General features: G+C 39.1%; 20 protein-coding genes. 5 read left to right on the forward strand and 15 right to left on the reverse strand.

Annotated features, from left to right (window positions below; genetic code table 11):
- Positions 1–67: 67 nt before the first annotated feature.
- Positions 68–541, forward strand: a complete 474-nt coding sequence (locus tag ABDW32_RS15190; protein WP_343563830.1) for a hypothetical protein — start codon at positions 68–70, stop codon at positions 539–541.
- Between the two features lie 79 nt (positions 542–620).
- On the opposite strand, the gene ABDW32_RS15195 is transcribed toward ABDW32_RS15190, so the two are convergent.
- The 9 genes from ABDW32_RS15195 to ABDW32_RS15235 form a co-directional block, all read right to left on the reverse strand.
- Positions 621–1334: a 16S rRNA (uracil(1498)-N(3))-methyltransferase gene (locus ABDW32_RS15195; protein ID WP_343563832.1), complete on the reverse strand. Its 714-nt coding sequence runs from the start codon at positions 1332–1334 to the stop codon at positions 621–623.
- A gap of 18 nt (positions 1335–1352) precedes the next feature.
- On the reverse strand, positions 1353–2666 hold the full coding sequence (locus tag ABDW32_RS15200) for a hemolysin family protein (protein ID WP_343563834.1): 1314 nt from the start codon (positions 2664–2666) through the stop codon (positions 1353–1355).
- An 8-nt stretch (positions 2667–2674) separates the two neighbouring features.
- On the reverse strand, positions 2675–3217 hold the full coding sequence (locus ABDW32_RS15205; RefSeq protein ID WP_115047605.1) for an inorganic diphosphatase: 543 nt from the start codon (positions 3215–3217) through the stop codon (positions 2675–2677).
- Positions 3218–3225: 8 nt separating this feature from the next.
- Entirely contained in the window at positions 3226–3876 is a 651-nt protein-coding gene (locus ABDW32_RS15210) for a VTT domain-containing protein (protein ID WP_343563836.1), read from the reverse strand.
- A gap of 139 nt (positions 3877–4015) precedes the next feature.
- Positions 4016–4432, reverse strand: a complete 417-nt coding sequence (locus ABDW32_RS15215; RefSeq protein ID WP_343563838.1) for an HIT family protein — start codon at positions 4430–4432, stop codon at positions 4016–4018.
- A 281-nt stretch (positions 4433–4713) separates the two neighbouring features.
- Entirely contained in the window at positions 4714–5187 is a 474-nt protein-coding gene (gene greA / locus ABDW32_RS15220; protein WP_077438377.1) for a transcription elongation factor GreA, read from the reverse strand.
- 143 nt (positions 5188–5330) lie between these two features.
- Complete coding sequence (locus ABDW32_RS15225) at positions 5331–6029, reverse strand: response regulator transcription factor (RefSeq protein ID WP_077438378.1); 699 nt, start codon at positions 6027–6029, stop codon at positions 5331–5333.
- 100 nt (positions 6030–6129) lie between these two features.
- On the reverse strand, positions 6130–7788 hold the full coding sequence (locus ABDW32_RS15230; RefSeq protein ID WP_343563846.1) for a HAMP domain-containing sensor histidine kinase: 1659 nt from the start codon (positions 7786–7788) through the stop codon (positions 6130–6132).
- Positions 7789–7797: 9 nt separating this feature from the next.
- Positions 7798–9684 (reverse strand): S9 family peptidase, encoded by a 1887-nt coding sequence (locus tag ABDW32_RS15235; RefSeq protein ID WP_343563848.1) that lies wholly within the window; start codon positions 9682–9684, stop codon positions 7798–7800.
- A gap of 138 nt (positions 9685–9822) precedes the next feature.
- On the opposite strand from ABDW32_RS15235, the gene ABDW32_RS15240 reads away from it, so the two are divergent.
- Complete coding sequence (locus ABDW32_RS15240; protein WP_343563850.1) at positions 9823–10113, forward strand: DUF4286 family protein; 291 nt, start codon at positions 9823–9825, stop codon at positions 10111–10113.
- Between the two features lie 52 nt (positions 10114–10165).
- Here ABDW32_RS15240 and ABDW32_RS15245 read toward each other — a convergent pair whose 3' ends face one another.
- From ABDW32_RS15245 to ABDW32_RS15270, 6 genes are all read right to left on the reverse strand, one after another.
- Positions 10166–10573 carry a DUF983 domain-containing protein gene (locus ABDW32_RS15245; RefSeq protein WP_343563852.1) on the reverse strand — a complete coding sequence of 136 codons (408 nt, stop codon included), beginning with the start codon at positions 10571–10573 and terminating at the stop codon, positions 10166–10168.
- 30 nt (positions 10574–10603) lie between these two features.
- Positions 10604–10789, reverse strand: a complete 186-nt coding sequence (locus ABDW32_RS15250) for a hypothetical protein (RefSeq protein WP_343563854.1) — start codon at positions 10787–10789, stop codon at positions 10604–10606.
- Positions 10790–10894: 105 nt separating this feature from the next.
- The gene (locus tag ABDW32_RS15255) at positions 10895–11596 is read right to left on the reverse strand and encodes an RluA family pseudouridine synthase (protein WP_343563856.1); all 702 of its coding nucleotides are present in this window, start codon (positions 11594–11596) and stop codon (positions 10895–10897) included.
- Positions 11597–11793: 197 nt separating this feature from the next.
- Positions 11794–12798 (reverse strand): MlaD family protein, encoded by a 1005-nt coding sequence (locus ABDW32_RS15260; RefSeq protein ID WP_343563858.1) that lies wholly within the window; start codon positions 12796–12798, stop codon positions 11794–11796.
- Between the two features lie 5 nt (positions 12799–12803).
- Positions 12804–13577 carry an ATP-binding cassette domain-containing protein gene (locus ABDW32_RS15265; protein ID WP_077438386.1) on the reverse strand — a complete coding sequence of 258 codons (774 nt, stop codon included), beginning with the start codon at positions 13575–13577 and terminating at the stop codon, positions 12804–12806.
- 6 nt (positions 13578–13583) lie between these two features.
- Complete coding sequence (locus ABDW32_RS15270; RefSeq protein WP_077438387.1) at positions 13584–14342, reverse strand: ABC transporter permease; 759 nt, start codon at positions 14340–14342, stop codon at positions 13584–13586.
- A 255-nt stretch (positions 14343–14597) separates the two neighbouring features.
- Between ABDW32_RS15270 and ABDW32_RS15275 the strand changes: the two genes are divergently transcribed.
- The 3 genes from ABDW32_RS15275 (at position 14598) to ABDW32_RS15285 (ending at position 18156) form a co-directional block, all read left to right on the forward strand.
- A complete protein-coding gene (locus tag ABDW32_RS15275) occupies positions 14598–16109 on the forward strand; it encodes a DUF6600 domain-containing protein (RefSeq protein WP_343563862.1) in 1512 nt (503 codons plus the stop codon).
- 171 nt (positions 16110–16280) lie between these two features.
- On the forward strand, positions 16281–17462 hold the full coding sequence (gene pncB / locus ABDW32_RS15280) for a nicotinate phosphoribosyltransferase (RefSeq protein WP_343563864.1): 1182 nt from the start codon (positions 16281–16283) through the stop codon (positions 17460–17462).
- On the forward strand, positions 17455–18156 hold the full coding sequence (locus ABDW32_RS15285) for an SAM-dependent methyltransferase (protein ID WP_343563866.1): 702 nt from the start codon (positions 17455–17457) through the stop codon (positions 18154–18156). Before pncB ends, ABDW32_RS15285 begins: the two co-directional genes overlap by 8 nt.
- Positions 18157–18175 lie beyond the last annotated feature (19 nt).

An 18175-nucleotide genomic window follows, 5' to 3' on the forward strand; every position in this document is an offset into this window, starting at 1 on the left:
CAAATACGCGTTAAATCTTAGGTATACATCCCAAAATCTCAATACGATATACACAATACTAAAACTAATGAAACAAATTATCACGGCATTTGTCTTTTTCTTCAGTATCATACAAGCACATGCGCAGATCGGTAGCAATGCCGATGTTCCCGATCATACCCCCATGATGAACAAAACCTGGGATGCCATCGATAAGATGGCCTATAAAGTAACCTATAATGGCGCAAAAAAGGTCTATACTCCTTTTTACCCAAAAGAACTCAAAGCATTGGAGAATAAAGTAGTCGAGTTACCAGGTTATATGGTTCCATTGCATAGTGGACGCAGTCATAAAAACTTTATGATGTCTGTACTGCCTGTCATGCAATGTCAATTTTGTGGTTCGAATGGAATTCCGCCGATGGTAGAAGTAACCGTAAAGGGTGGAGCAATTAAATTTTCCGAAGATCCTATTAAGCTTAAAGGAAAGATGATTTTTACAAAAGATCCGCTTAAGGGAAATTCTGAAATTCAGATTGTCGATGCTGAACTCATAAAATAAGCAGATCGCCCTACAACGCTGTGAATCTTACCTATCCTTAGATGAGATTCACATGGCTACGCTAAAAAACAGGCTGAATTTATCGATTAAGGAGGGAGACCTCAAGACAAGCCGCCAATGCCGCTGTTTCCGTACGTAAGCGGGCATCTCCAAGCGATATGGGCTGAAAGCCTGCAGCTAGGGCTAAATCTATCTCTTCCGCTGAAAAATCACCCTCTGGACCTATCAAAATAATATAATGCTGCCCCGGCTCAACGATTTGGTTCAAATATTTTTTATCGGAATCAACGCAGTGCGCAATCGCTTTTTGGGTACCATCTAATTGAATATCTTTGAGAAACTGTTTAAACGATACCGCCGGATTCAGTTGAGGTAAATACGCTTTTAAAGACTGCTTCATCGCTGATACAATGACCTTATTCAAACGGTCCAATTTCACCTCCTTACGCTCTGAATGCTCACAAATAATAGGTGTAATTTCCTGAATCCCGATCTCGGTAGCTTTTTCCAAAAACCACTCGATACGATCAATGTTCTTGGTCGGCCCGACAGCGATATGCAAATGAAAATTTGGTTGCTGGTATTTCTCCTTGACATCCAAGATGGCGAGTACGGTACGTTTTGGATGTGGATCTATAATCTCTGCTTCGTACAATCCACCCCGACCATCTATTAAGTGTAAATGATCGCCTGTATTCATACGAAGCACACGAACAGCGTGCTTGCTTTCTTCCTCACTGAGAATAAAGTTTTGTAGCGAAGGATTTAATTCGGGGGTAAAAAATAACTGCATGTACTGTTCGTTATGATCTTATTCCGTGACATCGTCATCAGCGGATTCCACCAATTCCAGTTTGACAAACTCAATATTCTGTTGGGCTTTACGAATAATGGTGAATACATAACCGTATTCCTCTTTCCGCTCTCCCACTTCAGGAATTTTATCAAAGATTTCACTGACCAATCCTGCCATCGTATCGTAGTCTTGGCTTTCAGGCAACTCTATTGGAAGAAACTCGTTCACATCATGAATACTCGCCCCCGCATCCACCATATATTCTGTTTCAGATATACGTTCGACAACTGGTGTTTCCTCATCGTATTCATCCTGGATCTCTCCTACCAGCTCCTCAACGATATCCTCTAAGGTCGCCATCCCTGCGGTGCCACCAAATTCATCAAGCACAATGGCCAATTGAAGACGACGTTGCTGGAACTCAGCCATCAGATCGTTGATTTTTTTTGTCTCAGGAATAAAGTAGGGCTTACGCATGATGTTTTTCATGACCACTTCTTTGCCTTTCGCCAAAAGCGGAAGAATATCCTTTGTATGCACAATACCCACAATCTGATCGATATTGTCCTCATAGATCGGAATACGCGAATAGCCTTCTTCCGTCATGGTTTCAATCAATTCTGAAGCATCTGCTGTGACTTCAACCGCCACGATCTTAGTCCTAGGTACCATAATATTCTTTACGATACGCTCGTTAAAATCGAAGACGTTTTTAATCAACTCATGTTCGGAAATATCCAGTGCTCCGGATTCTTTTCCTTTATCCAAAAGGTATTGCAGTTCTTCAGATGAGTGTGCAGATTCACCCTTCGTTACTTCGAACCCTAAAATTTTAAGCAGAAAATTCGCAAAACCGTTCAGTATCCAAATAAAGGGTCTAAAAATAAAGTAGAAAAATTGCAGTGGAACCGCAATCTTCATCGTTGTGGCAACAGGTTTTTGAATGGCTATTGACTTAGGTGCCAGCTCACCAAATACAATGTGCAGCACCGTAATGATTGTAAATGCCAACACATGACCAGCGTTGGTTGCAATCTTACCCGTCAATTCAACACCAAAGAAACCTAGTGCCCCCTGCACAATCTGGGTCATTACAGCCTCTCCTACCCAACCCAAGGCCAGTGAAGAAAGTGTAATACCCAATTGTGTAGCGGCCAAATAACCATCCAAATGCTCCGTTATACTTTTGGCAATTGTAGCAACCTTGCTACCTGTTTTCGCCTGAACTTCAATTTGGGAGACTCGGACTTTGACAATAGCAAATTCAGCAGCAACGAAAAATCCGTTGGCTAATACTAAAAACAATGTCCAAAAAATATCGAGCGCCATGCTTGGGGTTATTTGTTAACAAATTCTTTCTTGTACAATTCAATAGCCTCAATCAAGATTCTTTGTGCTTCCTCACGTCCTTTCACTCCTTCTACGATAACGTGTTTCTTTTCTAGCGCTTTGTAGCTTTCAAAGAATTGTACAATTTCCTTCATTGTATGTGGTGGCAATTGATCAATGTCTTTAATGTAATTGAATACCGGATCATTTTTGGCAACAGCAATAATTTTATCGTCTTGCTCGCCACCATCAACCATATTCATTACACCAATAACTTGCGCTTCCACCAATGTTAAAGGTAAAATATCAACCGAACAAATTACCAAAATATCCAACGGATCTTTGTCGTCGCAATAAGTCTGTGGAATAAAACCATAATTGGCTGGATAAACGACAGATGAACTCATTACTCTGTCCAAAAGCAACAAACCTGTTTCTTTGTCTAATTCGTACTTTCCTTTGGATCCGTTTGTAATCTCAATGATAGCGTTTACGGCATTTGGCACATTCTCACCTGGAGAAACCATGTGCCAAGGGTTTTGTTTACTCATTTTTTATTTTACTGTATATTTTGTTTGTTTCTTTTGTCTTTTATTCGCTTTTTAAGCAAAGTAATTGCAATAGGCAAAAACGCGATCACGATCATCCCCACGACCACATATTCAACATAATGGATAATCCAGGGAAACTCTATCCCCAGGAAATATCCGGAAAGAGTCAATACCAAGACCCATATTAAAGCTCCACTGACGTTAAATAAAACGAATTTTTTGAAATCTAATTTTACAACACCCGCAAAGATAGGTGCAAAAGTACGAACTATTGGGACAAATCTACCTATAATTAATGCGGTTCCCCCATATTTATGATAAAATTCTTCCGCCATTACCACATATTTTCGCTTAAAGATGAGGCTATCTTTTCGCTTAAATAACATCGGACCGGCTCGATAACCGAACCAATACCCCGTAAAATTGCCCAATATGCCAGCCCCCAATAGGCCCAAACAAAGCGTATAAATACTCACGTCTATCTTATTGAGCGCACAAAACAATCCTGCTAGAAATAATAAGTAATCGCCGGGCAGAAAGAAACCAAAAAACAGACCTGTTTCGGCAAATACGATTAAAATAACTAAATAAAACCCACCCGAGCTCAAGAGCTCTTCAGGATTCATTAGTTGTTGAAATGACAACAAAAGTTCATGCATAACTTTCAGTAAAAATCAATGTTGTTTTCTGCATTTTAGAATCAAAGCCTACTTTTATACCTGTATAATTTTAAAACAACAAAGTACAAATATAGTATTCTTCTAAAAAACGAAGGTAAATCATTGCAATATAATCTTGTTATTGATTTTGTGCAGTTATGCTGATAATGGACTCCCGAATTGTTTCGGCGATCTGATGAAGCTCATCTTCCCCCAGACTCAACTTAGGTCCAGCAAAATTTAGGTCACTTATTTTATTGATCGGAACAAGATGGATATGTGCATGCGCAACTTCCAGCCCCACAACAGCCACCCCAACCTTAACACATGGAATTACCTTTTTTATCCCTTGTGCAACAATTTTCGCAAATACCCAAAGCGCCATATATTCGTCATCTTCGATATCAAAAATGTAATCTGTTTCTCTTTTTGGAATGACCAGGACATGACCTTTTGCCAAAGGGCTGATATCCAAAAAGGCCAGAAAATCATTACTTTCCGCGACTTTGTAAGCTGGAATCTCTCCAGCAACGATTTTTGAAAAAATTGTTGACATATTATTCTATATTGGAATAAATTCTTTTTGTAATAAAGCATTGAGATAGTAATATCAGTATGGAGACCTTGGCCATGCAGCCAAGAGCTTGCATATAAAAGTCTAATGTCTAATATTTACGATCTAAACACATTTGATAAAAAACAATCATAAGTAACATACATATGATGTGCTGAACAAATATAAACAAAAAAGGTCGCGATTGCTAGAATCCGACCTTCTTAATATAAAGTTAATTTGTGGATGTGCGGTTATGGCATACCGCACATAACCGACATATATTATCTTGAAATTTCTACAATTTCAAATTCAATCTTACCTGCAGGCACTTCGATCTCTGCCGTGTCACCTTTAGACTTGCCTAATAATCCCTGGGCTATAGGCGATTTAACCGAAATTTTGCCCGACTTAAGATCCGCTTCTGATTCAGCAACCAATTGATAAGTCATCACAGCTCCATTCTTTTTATTTTTGATCTTGACAATAGACAAAGCGAGAACTTTAGATGTATCCAGTTTAGATTCGTCTATCAATCGAGCTGTCGCCAAAGTATTCTCCAGGTTGGCTATTTTAGCCTCATGAAGTCCCTGAGCCTCTTTAGCAGCATCATACTCCGCATTTTCAGACAAATCACCCTTGTCTCTTGCCTCTGCAATAGCATTGGCAATTTTAGATCTTCCTTCCGTCTTCAGATAAGCTAATTCCTCTTTCAGCTTACGCAATCCTTCTTCCGTAAAATAAGTTACTTCTGCCATAATTTTATCTTTTTTCTTATTTTCTACATTTTAAAAAAGAAACAAGACCATATTACCCTCGTCGGGTAACATGGTCTCGCTTTCAATCTATACGAAGATAATAATTGTTTTCAACAAAACAAATTCTTCTCAAGCAAATATAATTAAATCTCCTCCTCGTCCACAAATTTATACCCCAATCCCCGAACCGTTTGCAAATAATGTGGTTTGTCAGGATTAGTCTCGATCTTTTTTCGAAGACGAACAACATGCATATCCAAGGTACGTGTATTTACATTTGAACTATATCCCCATACCACTTCCATCAACTCCTCCCGGGTTATCTCCCGACCCAGATTTTGGAGAAAATGCAATAAAATCCTGTTTTCCAGAATCGTTAGTTCGACTTTTTTACCATCCCGTATTAATGAATGGATATTGGGATGATGCTCGGTCTGCCCAAACTTGTAGATCTCGGGACTATTTTTAGGCAGAAAAAACTTCACCTTATTATCTATCATTGCAATCAGCACGTCCATATTGAACGGCTTACTAATATAGTCCGTCACACCAAAGCTATATGCTTCAATCTTGTCCACATCCTGGGATTTTGCGGTCATCATAATAATGATATTCTCAAATCCTGCTTTACGGACATCTTCACAGATCTCGTTACCTTCTTTTCCAGGGAGCATCCAATCTAAAAGGACCACGTCTGGCCTTTTCTCCAAGATTAAACTTTCTGCTTCATTCCCATTTCCGCTTTGGATGACTTGATAGCCTTCAGATTCTAATCGATGTTTTACCAAGAAACGTAAGTTCTCATCATCTTCAATAACAGCAACAGTGATGTCTTTATTCATAAGTAAATAATTTGTCTTTTAAATGTCCTATGGAATATCCAGTTTATTTTTACAAGTCTTGCTCTTCTAAACACGAATATTTCATAGCTGAATTTATTCTTTAAACCGGAAATACCAACGTGAAGGTCGTGCCCTGTCCCAATTGACTTTTTACGGTAATGTCACCACCAATAAACTCGGTGATTTCCTTACAGAACGCCAAACCTAAACCAATACTTCCTTGCTGATTATATTGACTTTTTATTCTATAAAACTTTTTGAAGATATTGTTAAACTCCGCCTTTTCAATCCCAATCCCCTCATCCTTAAAAGTGATAACAAAATTCTTCTTATTTTGTTGTATTGTAATATCCAAGATTTTATGCCCCGCTTTCGAATACTTATAGGCATTGTCTATCATATTCTGAAATACACTGCTCAATAATACCGGATCGGCAAGCATCGATGTCCTTACATCAATTTTTGTGCTAATTTTAAAATCAGCATATTTTATTCTCGAAGAAGCAACCAGATTTTCGGTAAATTCCTCCAGATCAACCTCCTCTTTATTTAATTTAATAGTTTTATTCTCAATTTGGCTAAAAGACAATAATTTATTCATTAAGTTATTGAGTCGATCAGCCTCCTGATCCAATATATTACCATACATTTTCCTTTCTTCGTCCGAAAGAATCTGTGCACTCTTAATATTATTTCCCGCAATTTTTATCACACTAACAGGTGTTTTAAACTCATGGGTCAGATTATTAATAAAATCATATTGCAATTTAAAAAGTCTGCCGTTAATTTCTAAATTTCTATAAATTAAATATAGAATCGCTATTAAAATAATATAAATTAACGAAATCCCTCCCAATACAGGCCAAAAACTGCGATTTATTTCTTTCGAAAGAAAACTTTTACTAGACCTGAAAAGCAACTTATAATCGGCCAAAGCGCCCGGTAATGGCATTTCTGTCGAAATTTCATCATTCTCCGGCGTAATAGGAGCCCCCACCAAAGGTACAATCTCCACTTTTTCGTAAAGATTAGCATAACTGTTTTTCACTTCCAGATACATGGGGTCAATCTGAAAGTTGAACATATCCTGTTCATAACCCACAGTGTGATCCAGGTTCCCCTCCATGATGGATTTATAAACGATCAGATCATTAACCCTAGGTATATTTAAATAGGTAATCTGCCCCGGTCTGATCGTATAAAACACCTTTAATATATCTTTATCTGAAAGCTTCGCATTCGCCTGCAACTTATCGATATAAGTAGCCAGTTTCACCCCAATGTTATTGATTTCCTCGGAATGCAGCGCCATTTGCCCGCGGTCAAGAATTGTATTTTTATTCAATCCCGATCGTGATATCGAAAAAAAGGTTATAGTTTTAGGTTGGATCCGCAGGTTATTAACGATAAAACCATAGTTCAAATTATGATCATTGTTGAATTGCAGATCAAAAAAACCAATTTCCCGGACAAAAGGATAAGAACTTAAAATACTGTATGCATATTTCCCCGCTTGCACCGAATCCAGAAAACCCTGGTAGAAGGAAACTTCAGGAATTCTATTTTGGAAAAAGTCGTTAAAAGGAATCAGCGTCTGATCAAAAATTTCAGATTTACGGTTCGTAAATTCATTTTTTATGTGAGATTCAGTATAATTTCTGGATAGAAAAAGCGCAAAAATATAAAGACCACTGATGACGATAAAAAACACCAACAATAACCCATAATTTTTTCGGTAGCTGTATTTTTCTGCTTTCATATGCTGTCTCTAGTCTGCTAGATATTTTGCCAAAAACCGCTCCAGTTCATTATAATAGCCAAATACATTCTCATCTTTTTTAAAGGTTCTATCTTCATCCTCTTTCAGCAGATACTGTACAGGAATATTGTTGTTCTTCAACTTCTGAACAAACTGATTTGCATCCGTTACAGAACTAAACCGATCCTTTCCGCCCTGAACCAATAACACGGGTATCCTTACTTTATCCGAATGGAACACCGGCGAAATATTTTTAAACAATTCCGCTTCCCGGATAGGATTGCCAACAATCTGATACATCTTCTGCACATACGATTTGAAATAAGGCGGAATGTCCCGAAAGTAAGTGAATAAGTTCGTATATCCCGAATAAGAAACCGCACATCTATAAAGATCCGAATTGAAACAAGCTGCATGAAGGGCAGAATATCCCCCAAATCCTTTTCCAACAATAGCAATTCGATCCTTATCCGCTATGCCCTCTTTAATCAACCACTTCACTCCATCGGTAATGTCATCTTGGATTTTTCCGCCCCATTCTTTAAAACCCGCTGTCCAAAACTTCTTTCCGAATCCTGTTGAGCCTCTATAATTCATCTGAAAAACCAAATACCCTCTGTTTGCCAAAAATTGTGCCTCATTATCGAAACCCCATACCTCACGCCCATTAGGGCCATCGTGTGGCAATACCACCATTGGCAGATCTTTTCGATTCGAATGCACCGGGTAGGTCAGGTATCCAGATATCTCTACTCCATCCCGCGCTTTGTAAGTAACAAATTCATTGGGCGACAATTCCTTGTCTTTAAGATCAGAATTATTGTCCGTTAACTTGGTTAGTTCTTTTGTAATAAAATCATAAAAATAAATTCCGCCCGGATTGACATCGGTATAAGTTTTAATGATTACTTTTTCACCCGAAGCATCCGTATTGAGTACCTGAAATTCAAAACCATCTATTTGCTTGGACAACTCATTATATTTCCGCTTTGTTTCCTCATCAAAGAAATGTCTGTTTTGCCTTGAGGTCGTATAATTTACAAACAACAAGCGATTTAGTTCCGAAAAATAACCTCCTGGGCTTACGTCTACGGCTTTATGACTAAACAGCTCGCCCAACTCCCGTTCATTGACCAGATCATAGCTTACGAGGGCTAATTTATCACGATCGATATTCGATAAGGCATAGATAACACGATTTGAACTATCTTTATACCCCAGCGGAGTAAAACTACTTTCTACATCACAACGTATGATTTCCTTAAAAGGTTCTTGCTCAGAAGGGCGAAAAAGAACAGACTGCTGTACCGAATCATTGGCGATAGCCAAACGTATCTGCCCATCATTGGAAGCGATCCAGGAACTCATATTGCCTGGATTTTGTAAGATCCGTTCACGCGGCCTACCATCCAGATAAATACGATAAAGATCAAAAAAAGAGGAATCCCGATCATTGATCCCCGCCACAAAGCTCTCCCCGCCCGAAGCGATCGAATGAATCCATCTAAACCGCGCACGCACAGGTTTAATTAATGCCCAGATCTTTTCGGTGTTTATATCCACAGCATACAAACGCAAACTATCCTGCGAAGATTGCTCTGTTAAAAAAGAAATTTTGGAATCATTATTCCAGGCAAAGGATTTGACATTGATATCATTTTGATAGGTTAATTGTTTGGAGCTATCCCGATGTTTCAAATCGATCAAATAGATATTCTTACAATGATTATCCATGCCGATGTAGGCAATAAACCGACCGTTGGGAGAAATCTTAAAATTTGATTTTTCAGGTGTAGAAAAGAACTGGTTGATGGGTATAGGATCAACCTTATGTTGTTGACATCCCAACATAGTCAATGCACAAAAAAATAAAACAGTCCAAAATTGCAACCTCATAATCCCAAATGCGTCCTTATCAATTAACCCAAATATTGTAATTAAATAGCAAATTGCAGTCAATGCAACCTTATTTTTACAAGATATAGTAATTAAACGTAATATTCAAAAATAGCTTATAAAAGCGTATTTTTGTTTATGTTTTTATACAATGTGTCTGTTATAGCAGAAGAAACGGTTCATCGTGATATCGTTTCCTGGATTCAGGATAATATCGTGCAATCCCAAAAGTTCCAAGTGCATTTTCTGGAAATGCTCCAGTCTCCCCATGAAGGGATGACTTATTGTATTCAAGTGGTTTTACCCTCAGAAGAACATATTGCAGACTTCCAGCAGGTACATTTGATCCCCTTACAACAATTCATTTCAGCGCTGTACAAGGACAAAGTTTTCCTTTTCGACAGCACCATGAAGTATTTAAAAAAATAAAGAGCTTTAAAGCTCTTTATTTTTTTAAATACTTTTATAAATTAAATTATTCTCAATTCTTTTTATTTTCTCTTGCTTCCTGATCCTTTTCACCAATTTCCAACGCTAGTTCATAGCGTGGATCATAACTTATTTTCGGTGTTAAGAAATGCAATAAGATCAAGCGGGCATATCTAAAATTAAAGGGTGCAAAAATTAAGATGGTAATAGCCAGACCTGCCAAATAAAACCAGGGAGACTCACTTCCGGTCAAGATGGCGATAGCAACGGAGACGGATACAATTTCACCAACAGAAAGGGCATAACTGACATACATCGCTGCATAGAAATAGCCCGGCTCAACCTCGTACTTAACACCACAATGCGGGCATACCTCATTCATCTGCTGCTTCCTTAGGCTGTAAACCTTCCCTTCAAATACATTCCCGACATGACATTTAGGACATTTGGAATGAATCATTGCATGAAATTTAGATGTCGGCATCAGATCTTATTTTATCTCGTTAATAAATTTTTTAGTCGGCGGATTCTTTTTACGGTATTTTTTATACCATAGATATCCCAGTCCGGCAGCTGCTAAATAAGGAATCACCAATAGGAACAAGATCCCGTCATTCAACCCCCGGCCCTGCATATTACCTTCCTTGGTAGAATTTTCGGCATTCAATGTACACATTGCGCATTGTGCTCTTGAAATAGATACCGTAGAGCAGCTTAGAGTAAATATTACGAGTAGATATTTAAACCATTTCATAGGGCAAAGTTACTGAAAATTTAATGATTAGCGTGCCAGTGCTTCAAATTTGTCCCAAAAACCATCTTGCGGCAATGAGGCTACCAATTCCATCTGTTCTTTTTTAATGGGATGTGTAAACACTAATGACCTCGAGTGCAAACAAATACTACCCATGGAACTTCCTCTTGGATATCCGTATTTATTATCGCCAACAATAGGACAACCCATTGCAGCGAGTTGCGCCCGAATCTGATGCGTACGACCTGTCAGCGGTTCAACCCGTAACAAATAGAATCCATTTAATTCGCCCACGATAGCATAGTCCAATTCAGCGTACGAGCCGCCCTTCACCTCCCGCGGGAAAGCTTTGGTCACTCTCGTCTGTCTATTTCGAACCAACCAGTTGATCAATTTACCCTCAGCTTTGCGCGGGCGCTGCCGCACAATCGCAAAATAAGTTTTTTTCACAGTCCGGTCCTGAAAAAACTTATTCATACGTTCGAGAGCTTTACTTGTTTTCGCAAAAAGAATCATGCCACTAACTGGCCTATCTAAACGATGGATAACCCCTACAAACGCGTCATTAGGCTTGTTATACTTCTTTTTCAGATAACTTTTAACCTTATCCTCCAAAGAAAGATCCCCGGTTTCGTCGACCTGCACAATATCGCCTGCTTTTTTATTAATCGCTATCAGATGATTATCTTCAAAAATCACCTCCCTATCTGTAATTTCAGATTTATTCATTTCTTCTTAACTAAAAGCTTATTCAAACATCCGTTATTATTAAATAAAACCGGATTGAAATACCATATGATTTACTCCCCATAAAAGCTGTTTGCCTAGCTTAAATCTCAAACAGCCCTTATGCTCTAATGGTATATGCTATCAGAAAAAAAGGCTCTACGCAAGCGTAAAGCCTTTTCATATCTTCTTACTCAACTTTACTGTACACTATCTGCTTTAAGCGCCTCTGCTTTTTTAGCGTTCTCTTTCATTTTTTTCTTAAAGAAGCCACGTAACAAGAAGTTATGTTGCAAAGCTTCCATGTTTTCATCCAACTTTTCAGTACTTGAATTCAAATTATTGATCGCTGACTTAATTTGGTTCGCTGAAGCAGGATCGTTCAACAAGACACCTACCGCATTATCCTTGTCATTCAGCCGGCTGGAAGCATTATTCAAGTTGTTGATCAATGCATTCGCAGTCTGAGAGACACCTTGCAACTGCGCTGCAGACTGACGCAGATTCGAAAAGATCGCAGTATCCGTAGTCAGATCATGAATCAATCCCTTATTGCTATTCAACGAATTTGTTAACGTAACCAAGTTGGCAGACGCTTTATTTGCATTATTCATCGCAGCACTGATCGACAATAAACTCGCACGTAATGTATTCACCATTGCCGTATCAGTCAACATTGCACCGACCATACCTTTACCATCAGCCAAACCGCGTGAGATCTCAACAAAGTCCGTTGTAATTTTCGCCAGGTTTTCATTGTTCACCTGTAATGTCTCCATCATGGCCTCCATGTCCGCAGTTTTCGCTGATCTTAAAAAATCACCCGTTTCCACAGTAGGTGCATTCTGAGATCCGCCAGAGATAACGACAATTTTATTACCAATTAACCCGTCAGAACCCAATTTTGTGACCGCATCTTTTCGAATATATTCTGCCGATTTCTCCTCAATAGTCAAAACAACTTCAACATCCTGTACACTCTTAAAATGGATATTTTTAATGATCCCCACTTTAACTCCAGAAAACCAGACATTACTTCCCACCTTCAATCCTGCAACATCAGGAAATGAAGTCGTGATCTCGATGTTTCTTGTAAATTTCTTTTGTTGACTGCCCAAAATAAAAATCCCGGCCAAAAGAATCAATACGCCTAAAAAAACAAAAATACCAACAATGATTGCTCTTTTATTTTCTGCCTTACTCATGTATATTATAGAATAAAATTATAATTATAAAACGCTCTAACACGTGCGTCATCTGTATCAAAAATCTCTTCAAAAGAACCTTGTCTTTCAAACTTACCGTCCAATAGCATTACAATACGGTCGCCTACCTCCTTTGCACAGGCCAGATCGTGCGTAATAATAATCGATGATGTTTTATACCGTTCCTGAACCTCATTGATCAATCCGTTGATGTCCAGGCAAGTGATCGGATCCAGTCCAGCTGTAGGTTCATCATACATCATGATCTCCGGCCTAAGGATTAAAGTACGTGCAATACCAATCCGCTTACGTTGGCCACCCGACAGCTCAGACGGCATCTGGTTGATAGCCTGAGATAATCCCACACCATCCAAGACTTCTTCCACCGCATGATTGATCTCAGCTCGTGTTAGATTCCGTTTATTTCTCACCAATGGAAACTCCAGATTCTCACGAACCGTCATACTATCATAAAGCGCGCTATTTTGGAAAGAAAAACCAATTTTCAATCGTAATTCACGCAACTGACGATCATTTAAAGTGGTAACAGAATCACCCAATACATCAATTGTACCTTCGTCAGGCTTCAATAATCCCGAGATCAACTTGATCAATACGGATTTACCTGTACCCGAACGTCCCAATACCACAAGGTTTTCCTCCTTATATAAATCCAGGTTAACCTGACGCAGTACATGGTTATCCCCAAAAGATTTACTCACATTTCTGATTTCAATGACTGATTGAGAATGATCTATATTTAGTTTAGTCTTTTCCATATACCTCTATCCAAAGAACGACAAAATCTGAACAATAATTATCTCCTCAATAAAGACAAGAAACATCGAAGCAACTACGGCCGCATTGGCTGCCTTACCTACGCCTTCAGTACCTTTCGAAGAAAAATAACCACAATAGCAGCTGACAGCCCCAATAGTAAAGCCAAATATCACTGCACGCAATACCATAGCACCTAAATCCTTAAAAGCAATTGTTTCAAATACCTGTGTAAAAAAACTTAAAAAACTCAAATCATCTTTACTCATCATACTCAAATAGCCGCCCAAAAGACCAATACCTGCCACGTAAAAACAAAGCACAGGAATACCAATGGTTGTAGCTAAAATTCTACTTACAATCAAATATTTATATGGATTGGTACCTGACACTTCCATTGCATCAATCTGTTCAGTCACATTCATCGAACTTAATTCAGCTCCGATCTGTGATCCTACTTTACCCGAAGCAATCAAGGCTGTGACCAAAGGCGCTAAAGCACGGACAATCGCAATTGAAATTAACGATGGTAACATCGAGGTTGCGCCAAATTCTTCCAATGAAGGACGCGATTGTTTCGTAAATACAAAGCCAACAATAAATCCGGTTAAGCTGATCAAAGGCAAAGATTTATAGCCGATTTCATAACACTGGCGTATAATTTCTTTGAATTCATATGGTGGAGTTACTAATTCGCGCCAAAACCGTAATAAAAAACGATGAATGTTTGCGAATTCTAGAAAAAAAGTCTGAAGTTTTTTAGCCATTTAAAAATATGTCTATGTCAAATTAATGTGTCATAAAACACCTTATATGCTCAACAAACACGTAACAATTCGAGCGGTAAAGGTAAATAAAAAATATGTATCTAAAATTGTCGTTTATGTAAAAAGATCATCAATTTGACTTTTATATAAAAAAAATCAGATTTAGTATGTACTGATTAAACCATTAATACGTTATGCTGTCATAATAACAAAGACAACAGCATAGAGTTTTGTCGTACCTAAAATATTACGAAGATGAAAAATTTAGGAAACATAAAATATTGGGTACTGGGTTTAATCAGTGTTGCTTCCTTTACAAGTTGCACAACTTCGATGGCCCAAAGAGGTGGATATGCCGGTTATAATAACTATAACAGTTCTGGCATTTCATTTCAGACCTTTTATGATGAACTTTCACCCTACGGACAATGGGTCAATGATCCGAATTATGGTTATGTATGGATTCCCGATGCTGGCCCTGACTTCCAGCCTTATGCAACCAATGGTTACTGGTCCATGACAGATTACGGTAATACCTGGGTTTCCAATTACGATTGGGGCTGGGCTCCTTTCCATTATGGCCGATGGAATTACAACGATCGTTATGGCTGGGGATGGATTCCAGATTACGAATGGGGACCAGCATGGGTAAACTGGCGTCAGAGCAACGATTATTATGGTTGGGCTCCCCTAGGTCCTGGCATGAGTATTAATGTGTCGGTCAATATTCCGATGAACTTCTGGACCTTTGTTTCGGTCAATCATTTCATGAACCGCAACATGGATCGCTATTATGTGAATCGCCGAAATTACCACAACATCTATAATCGAACCACGGTGATCAACAATACCACGATCATTAACAATAATTATTATGTAGGTGGCCCACGTCGATCTGACATCGAACGTCATACAGGAAGAAATGTAACGGTCAATCGTATCACCAATGCGGACAGACCAGGTTCGACACGCAGTAGCAGCAACCGCGGCAGATCCAACGAGATCAGTATGTACCGTCCAAGTGTAGACCGCAATACCCGTTCATCTGCACGTCCGACAAACGTAGTTGATGCCTCAACACGTACACGCAATAATAATAGTTCGATATCCGATCGTAACAACCGTGTCATCTCCAATCGGGATAACATCAATACAAGATCCGGAAATCGTGAGCTATATATTGACAATAGCGGTAATGCTTCTGTAAGATCGCGCAATGATGCCAATACCAATACCGGATCCACTCGTAGTTCCAGTGAAAATAGCGGCCGTACAAGAGACAATAATTCGAATAATCGAAATAATGTAGGAACAACACCTCATTCAAATAATTACGATTTTCGGACACGGTCCAGCAGAGAGTCGAATCCATCAAATAATAACAACCCTACTTCTACCGGTAGAACCAGACAAGGAAATGCTGCTGATATGAATTCATCTCGTGGTGGGCAACCAACAACAATGCCGCAACGAAATGGAAACTATGATACAGGAAATACAAGAACACGTTCGAGTCAACCTGTATCGCAGCCTAGTCGACCTGTGCAAAACAGAAGTTATGATACTGGCAACGGCAGAACACGCGCTAGCCAACCTGCAGCGCAACCTAGCCAACCAGTGCAAAACAGAAGTTATGAGAACACCCGAACAAGGTCCTCAGCACCTTCGATAGAAAGATCGAATTCCTCAAATCAAGGAAGTTCTTCGGTCTCAAGAAGCCGGTCATCCGAAGGATCTAGTCGTTCAGAGAGATCACGAACACGATAACAGATCGAGTTTCATCATAAAAACAGGGGGCAGCACATCACTGCCCCTTGTTTTTTGCCCCCTATTTCAGTCCTAATAAAACGATGAAAGTTTTATTTGTGATGAACAATCCGCACATTTTCATGTTAATTAGTAAATTTACGGCTTCAAACAAAAATCAGCGCAATAAAGATGGCTTCATTCACCTCGATATTAGATAACGACTTTTACAAATTCACGATGCAGAATGCGGTAGTTAAGCTTTTTCCTAAGGCAAAAGCACGCTACCACTTTATCAATCGGGGGCACCATAAGTTTCCGGAAGGGTTCGACATTCTTTTAAAGGAGGCTGTAAATGAAATGGCAGACCTTCGGCTAACAAAAGCTGAGAAAGCCTTCTTTGCCCGGACTTGCCCCTACATTGATCCTACCTATTTTGATTTTTTGCAAGGCTACCGTTATGATCCCGATGAAATAAAAATCACACAGGACGGTCCTGATCTCGAGGTTGTTATTGAGGGTTACTGGTATCGTACAATTCTTTGGGAAGTTCCCTTAATGTCGCTGATATGTGAACTTTTCTATGAATCACAGGGTTTGGTTCGTGCATCTGATGAAGAGGTTATTGCAACAGCCAAAGATAAAATTGAAAAATATAAAAAACTGCATATTACCATTGCCGATTTTGGTACGCGTAGGCGTCACTCTTACGAAGTGCACGACTTGGTGGTGCGTACACTAAAACAATATGGTGAAAAAACTTTTATCGGAACCAGTAATGTCCACCTGGCTATGAAATATGAGACCAAACCTATCGGTACCCATGCCCACGAGTGGTTTATGTTTCATGCGGCCAAATATGGCTACAAGATGGCCAACCTTTTGGGGCTGGAGCATTGGTCTGATGTTTATCGGGGTGACCTCGGAATTGCGTTATCGGACACCTATACAACGGAAGTTTTCTTCCAGCAATTCGATAAAAAGCTGACCAAATTATTTGATGGCGTACGCCACGACAGTGGTGATCCACTCGAGTTTACCGATAAGGTTATCGCACACTATAAGAAAAATGGCATAGATCCACTTTCAAAGACAATTATATTTTCCGATGGCCTTGATTATGAAAAAGTGGAAAGAATCGCAAACTATTGTGAAGGCAAAATATTACACTCTTTTGGTGTAGGAACGAACTTTACCAATGATGTGGGACTTAAACCCATGAATATTGTAATCAAAATGACTGATGCGCTTCCGGAAGATGACCAATGGACTCCGGTCATCAAGCTATCGGACGAACCCATGAAACACACCGGTGACGAAGATTCCATCTATATCGCCAAAAAAGTATTAATGATTGATAATGACAATGTATAGAGACGTATATGGTGAGGCCCTGGATGATTACTTTATCCATCAGGAAGAAAAATTCCCTTTAATACTACATACAAGCTACGGGGATCAAGATGAGATGCCTGTAGATGTTTTCTTTAGAGATGCTGACGATTTTCCAGAACTGGAATTCATTGGATTATCGCTCTGTGATGGCCGGGTGTTGGATGTAGGGGCCGGTGTGGGCGGTCATAGTCTATATTTACAAGAAAAGGGATTTGAGGTTGATGCTTTGGAGATTTCACAAACGGCTTGTCATATTATGCAACAACGTGGTGTGCAACATATCATCTGCCAGAACTTCTATGAATTCAGTGGACAAAAGTATGATACACTTTTGTTTCTCATGAATGGTATAGGTATAGCTGGTGATATTGAGGGCTTTAAAATGCTTTTACAGCATAGTAAGGAGCTTCTCACGGATAAAGGACAACTCATTTTTGATTCTTCAGATATCAGTTATCTTTATAAAGATTATAACATCAAAAAGCCAAGCCACTATTTTGGAGAGATCCAGTATCAGTACGAATACAAGGGTCAGAAGGGGAATCCCTTCAAATGGCTTTATTTGGACCAGGATAAACTGATAAAAATAGCCCATGAACTAGGCTGGGTTGTCCAGATCCTATATGAAGACGAGCATGATCAATATTTAGTTCGTATGGAACAGAAAAAATAATGTCAGCTCCCGCATCGAA

The organism is Sphingobacterium sp., assembly GCF_039596235.1.
In the GTDB taxonomy this organism is placed as follows: domain Bacteria; phylum Bacteroidota; class Bacteroidia; order Sphingobacteriales; family Sphingobacteriaceae; genus Sphingobacterium.

Coding starts and splice junctions, on each gene's coding strand:
- ABDW32_RS15190 (WP_343563830.1), top strand. CDS start 68: ATGAAACAAATTATCACGGCATTTGTCTTTTTCTTCAGTATCATACAA.
- ABDW32_RS15195 (WP_343563832.1), bottom strand. CDS start 1,334: ATGCAGTTATTTTTTACCCCCGAATTAAATCCTTCGCTACAAAACTTT.
- ABDW32_RS15200 (WP_343563834.1), bottom strand. CDS start 2,666: ATGGCGCTCGATATTTTTTGGACATTGTTTTTAGTATTAGCCAACGGA.
- ABDW32_RS15205 (WP_115047605.1), bottom strand. CDS start 3,217: ATGAGTAAACAAAACCCTTGGCACATGGTTTCTCCAGGTGAGAATGTG.
- ABDW32_RS15210 (WP_343563836.1), bottom strand. CDS start 3,876: ATGCATGAACTTTTGTTGTCATTTCAACAACTAATGAATCCTGAAGAG.
- ABDW32_RS15215 (WP_343563838.1), bottom strand. CDS start 4,432: ATGTCAACAATTTTTTCAAAAATCGTTGCTGGAGAGATTCCAGCTTAC.
- greA (WP_077438377.1), bottom strand. CDS start 5,187: ATGGCAGAAGTAACTTATTTTACGGAAGAAGGATTGCGTAAGCTGAAA.
- ABDW32_RS15225 (WP_077438378.1), bottom strand. CDS start 6,029: ATGAATAAAGACATCACTGTTGCTGTTATTGAAGATGATGAGAACTTA.
- ABDW32_RS15230 (WP_343563846.1), bottom strand. CDS start 7,788: ATGAAAGCAGAAAAATACAGCTACCGAAAAAATTATGGGTTATTGTTG.
- ABDW32_RS15235 (WP_343563848.1), bottom strand. CDS start 9,684: ATGAGGTTGCAATTTTGGACTGTTTTATTTTTTTGTGCATTGACTATG.
- ABDW32_RS15240 (WP_343563850.1), top strand. CDS start 9,823: ATGTTTTTATACAATGTGTCTGTTATAGCAGAAGAAACGGTTCATCGT.
- ABDW32_RS15245 (WP_343563852.1), bottom strand. CDS start 10,573: ATGATTCATTCCAAATGTCCTAAATGTCATGTCGGGAATGTATTTGAA.
- ABDW32_RS15250 (WP_343563854.1), bottom strand. CDS start 10,789: ATGTGTACATTGAATGCCGAAAATTCTACCAAGGAAGGTAATATGCAG.
- ABDW32_RS15255 (WP_343563856.1), bottom strand. CDS start 11,596: ATGAATAAATCTGAAATTACAGATAGGGAGGTGATTTTTGAAGATAAT.
- ABDW32_RS15260 (WP_343563858.1), bottom strand. CDS start 12,798: ATGAGTAAGGCAGAAAATAAAAGAGCAATCATTGTTGGTATTTTTGTT.
- ABDW32_RS15265 (WP_077438386.1), bottom strand. CDS start 13,577: ATGGAAAAGACTAAACTAAATATAGATCATTCTCAATCAGTCATTGAA.
- ABDW32_RS15270 (WP_077438387.1), bottom strand. CDS start 14,342: ATGGCTAAAAAACTTCAGACTTTTTTTCTAGAATTCGCAAACATTCAT.
- ABDW32_RS15275 (WP_343563862.1), top strand. CDS start 14,598: ATGAAAAATTTAGGAAACATAAAATATTGGGTACTGGGTTTAATCAGT.
- pncB (WP_343563864.1), top strand. CDS start 16,281: ATGGCTTCATTCACCTCGATATTAGATAACGACTTTTACAAATTCACG.
- ABDW32_RS15285 (WP_343563866.1), top strand. CDS start 17,455: ATGTATAGAGACGTATATGGTGAGGCCCTGGATGATTACTTTATCCAT.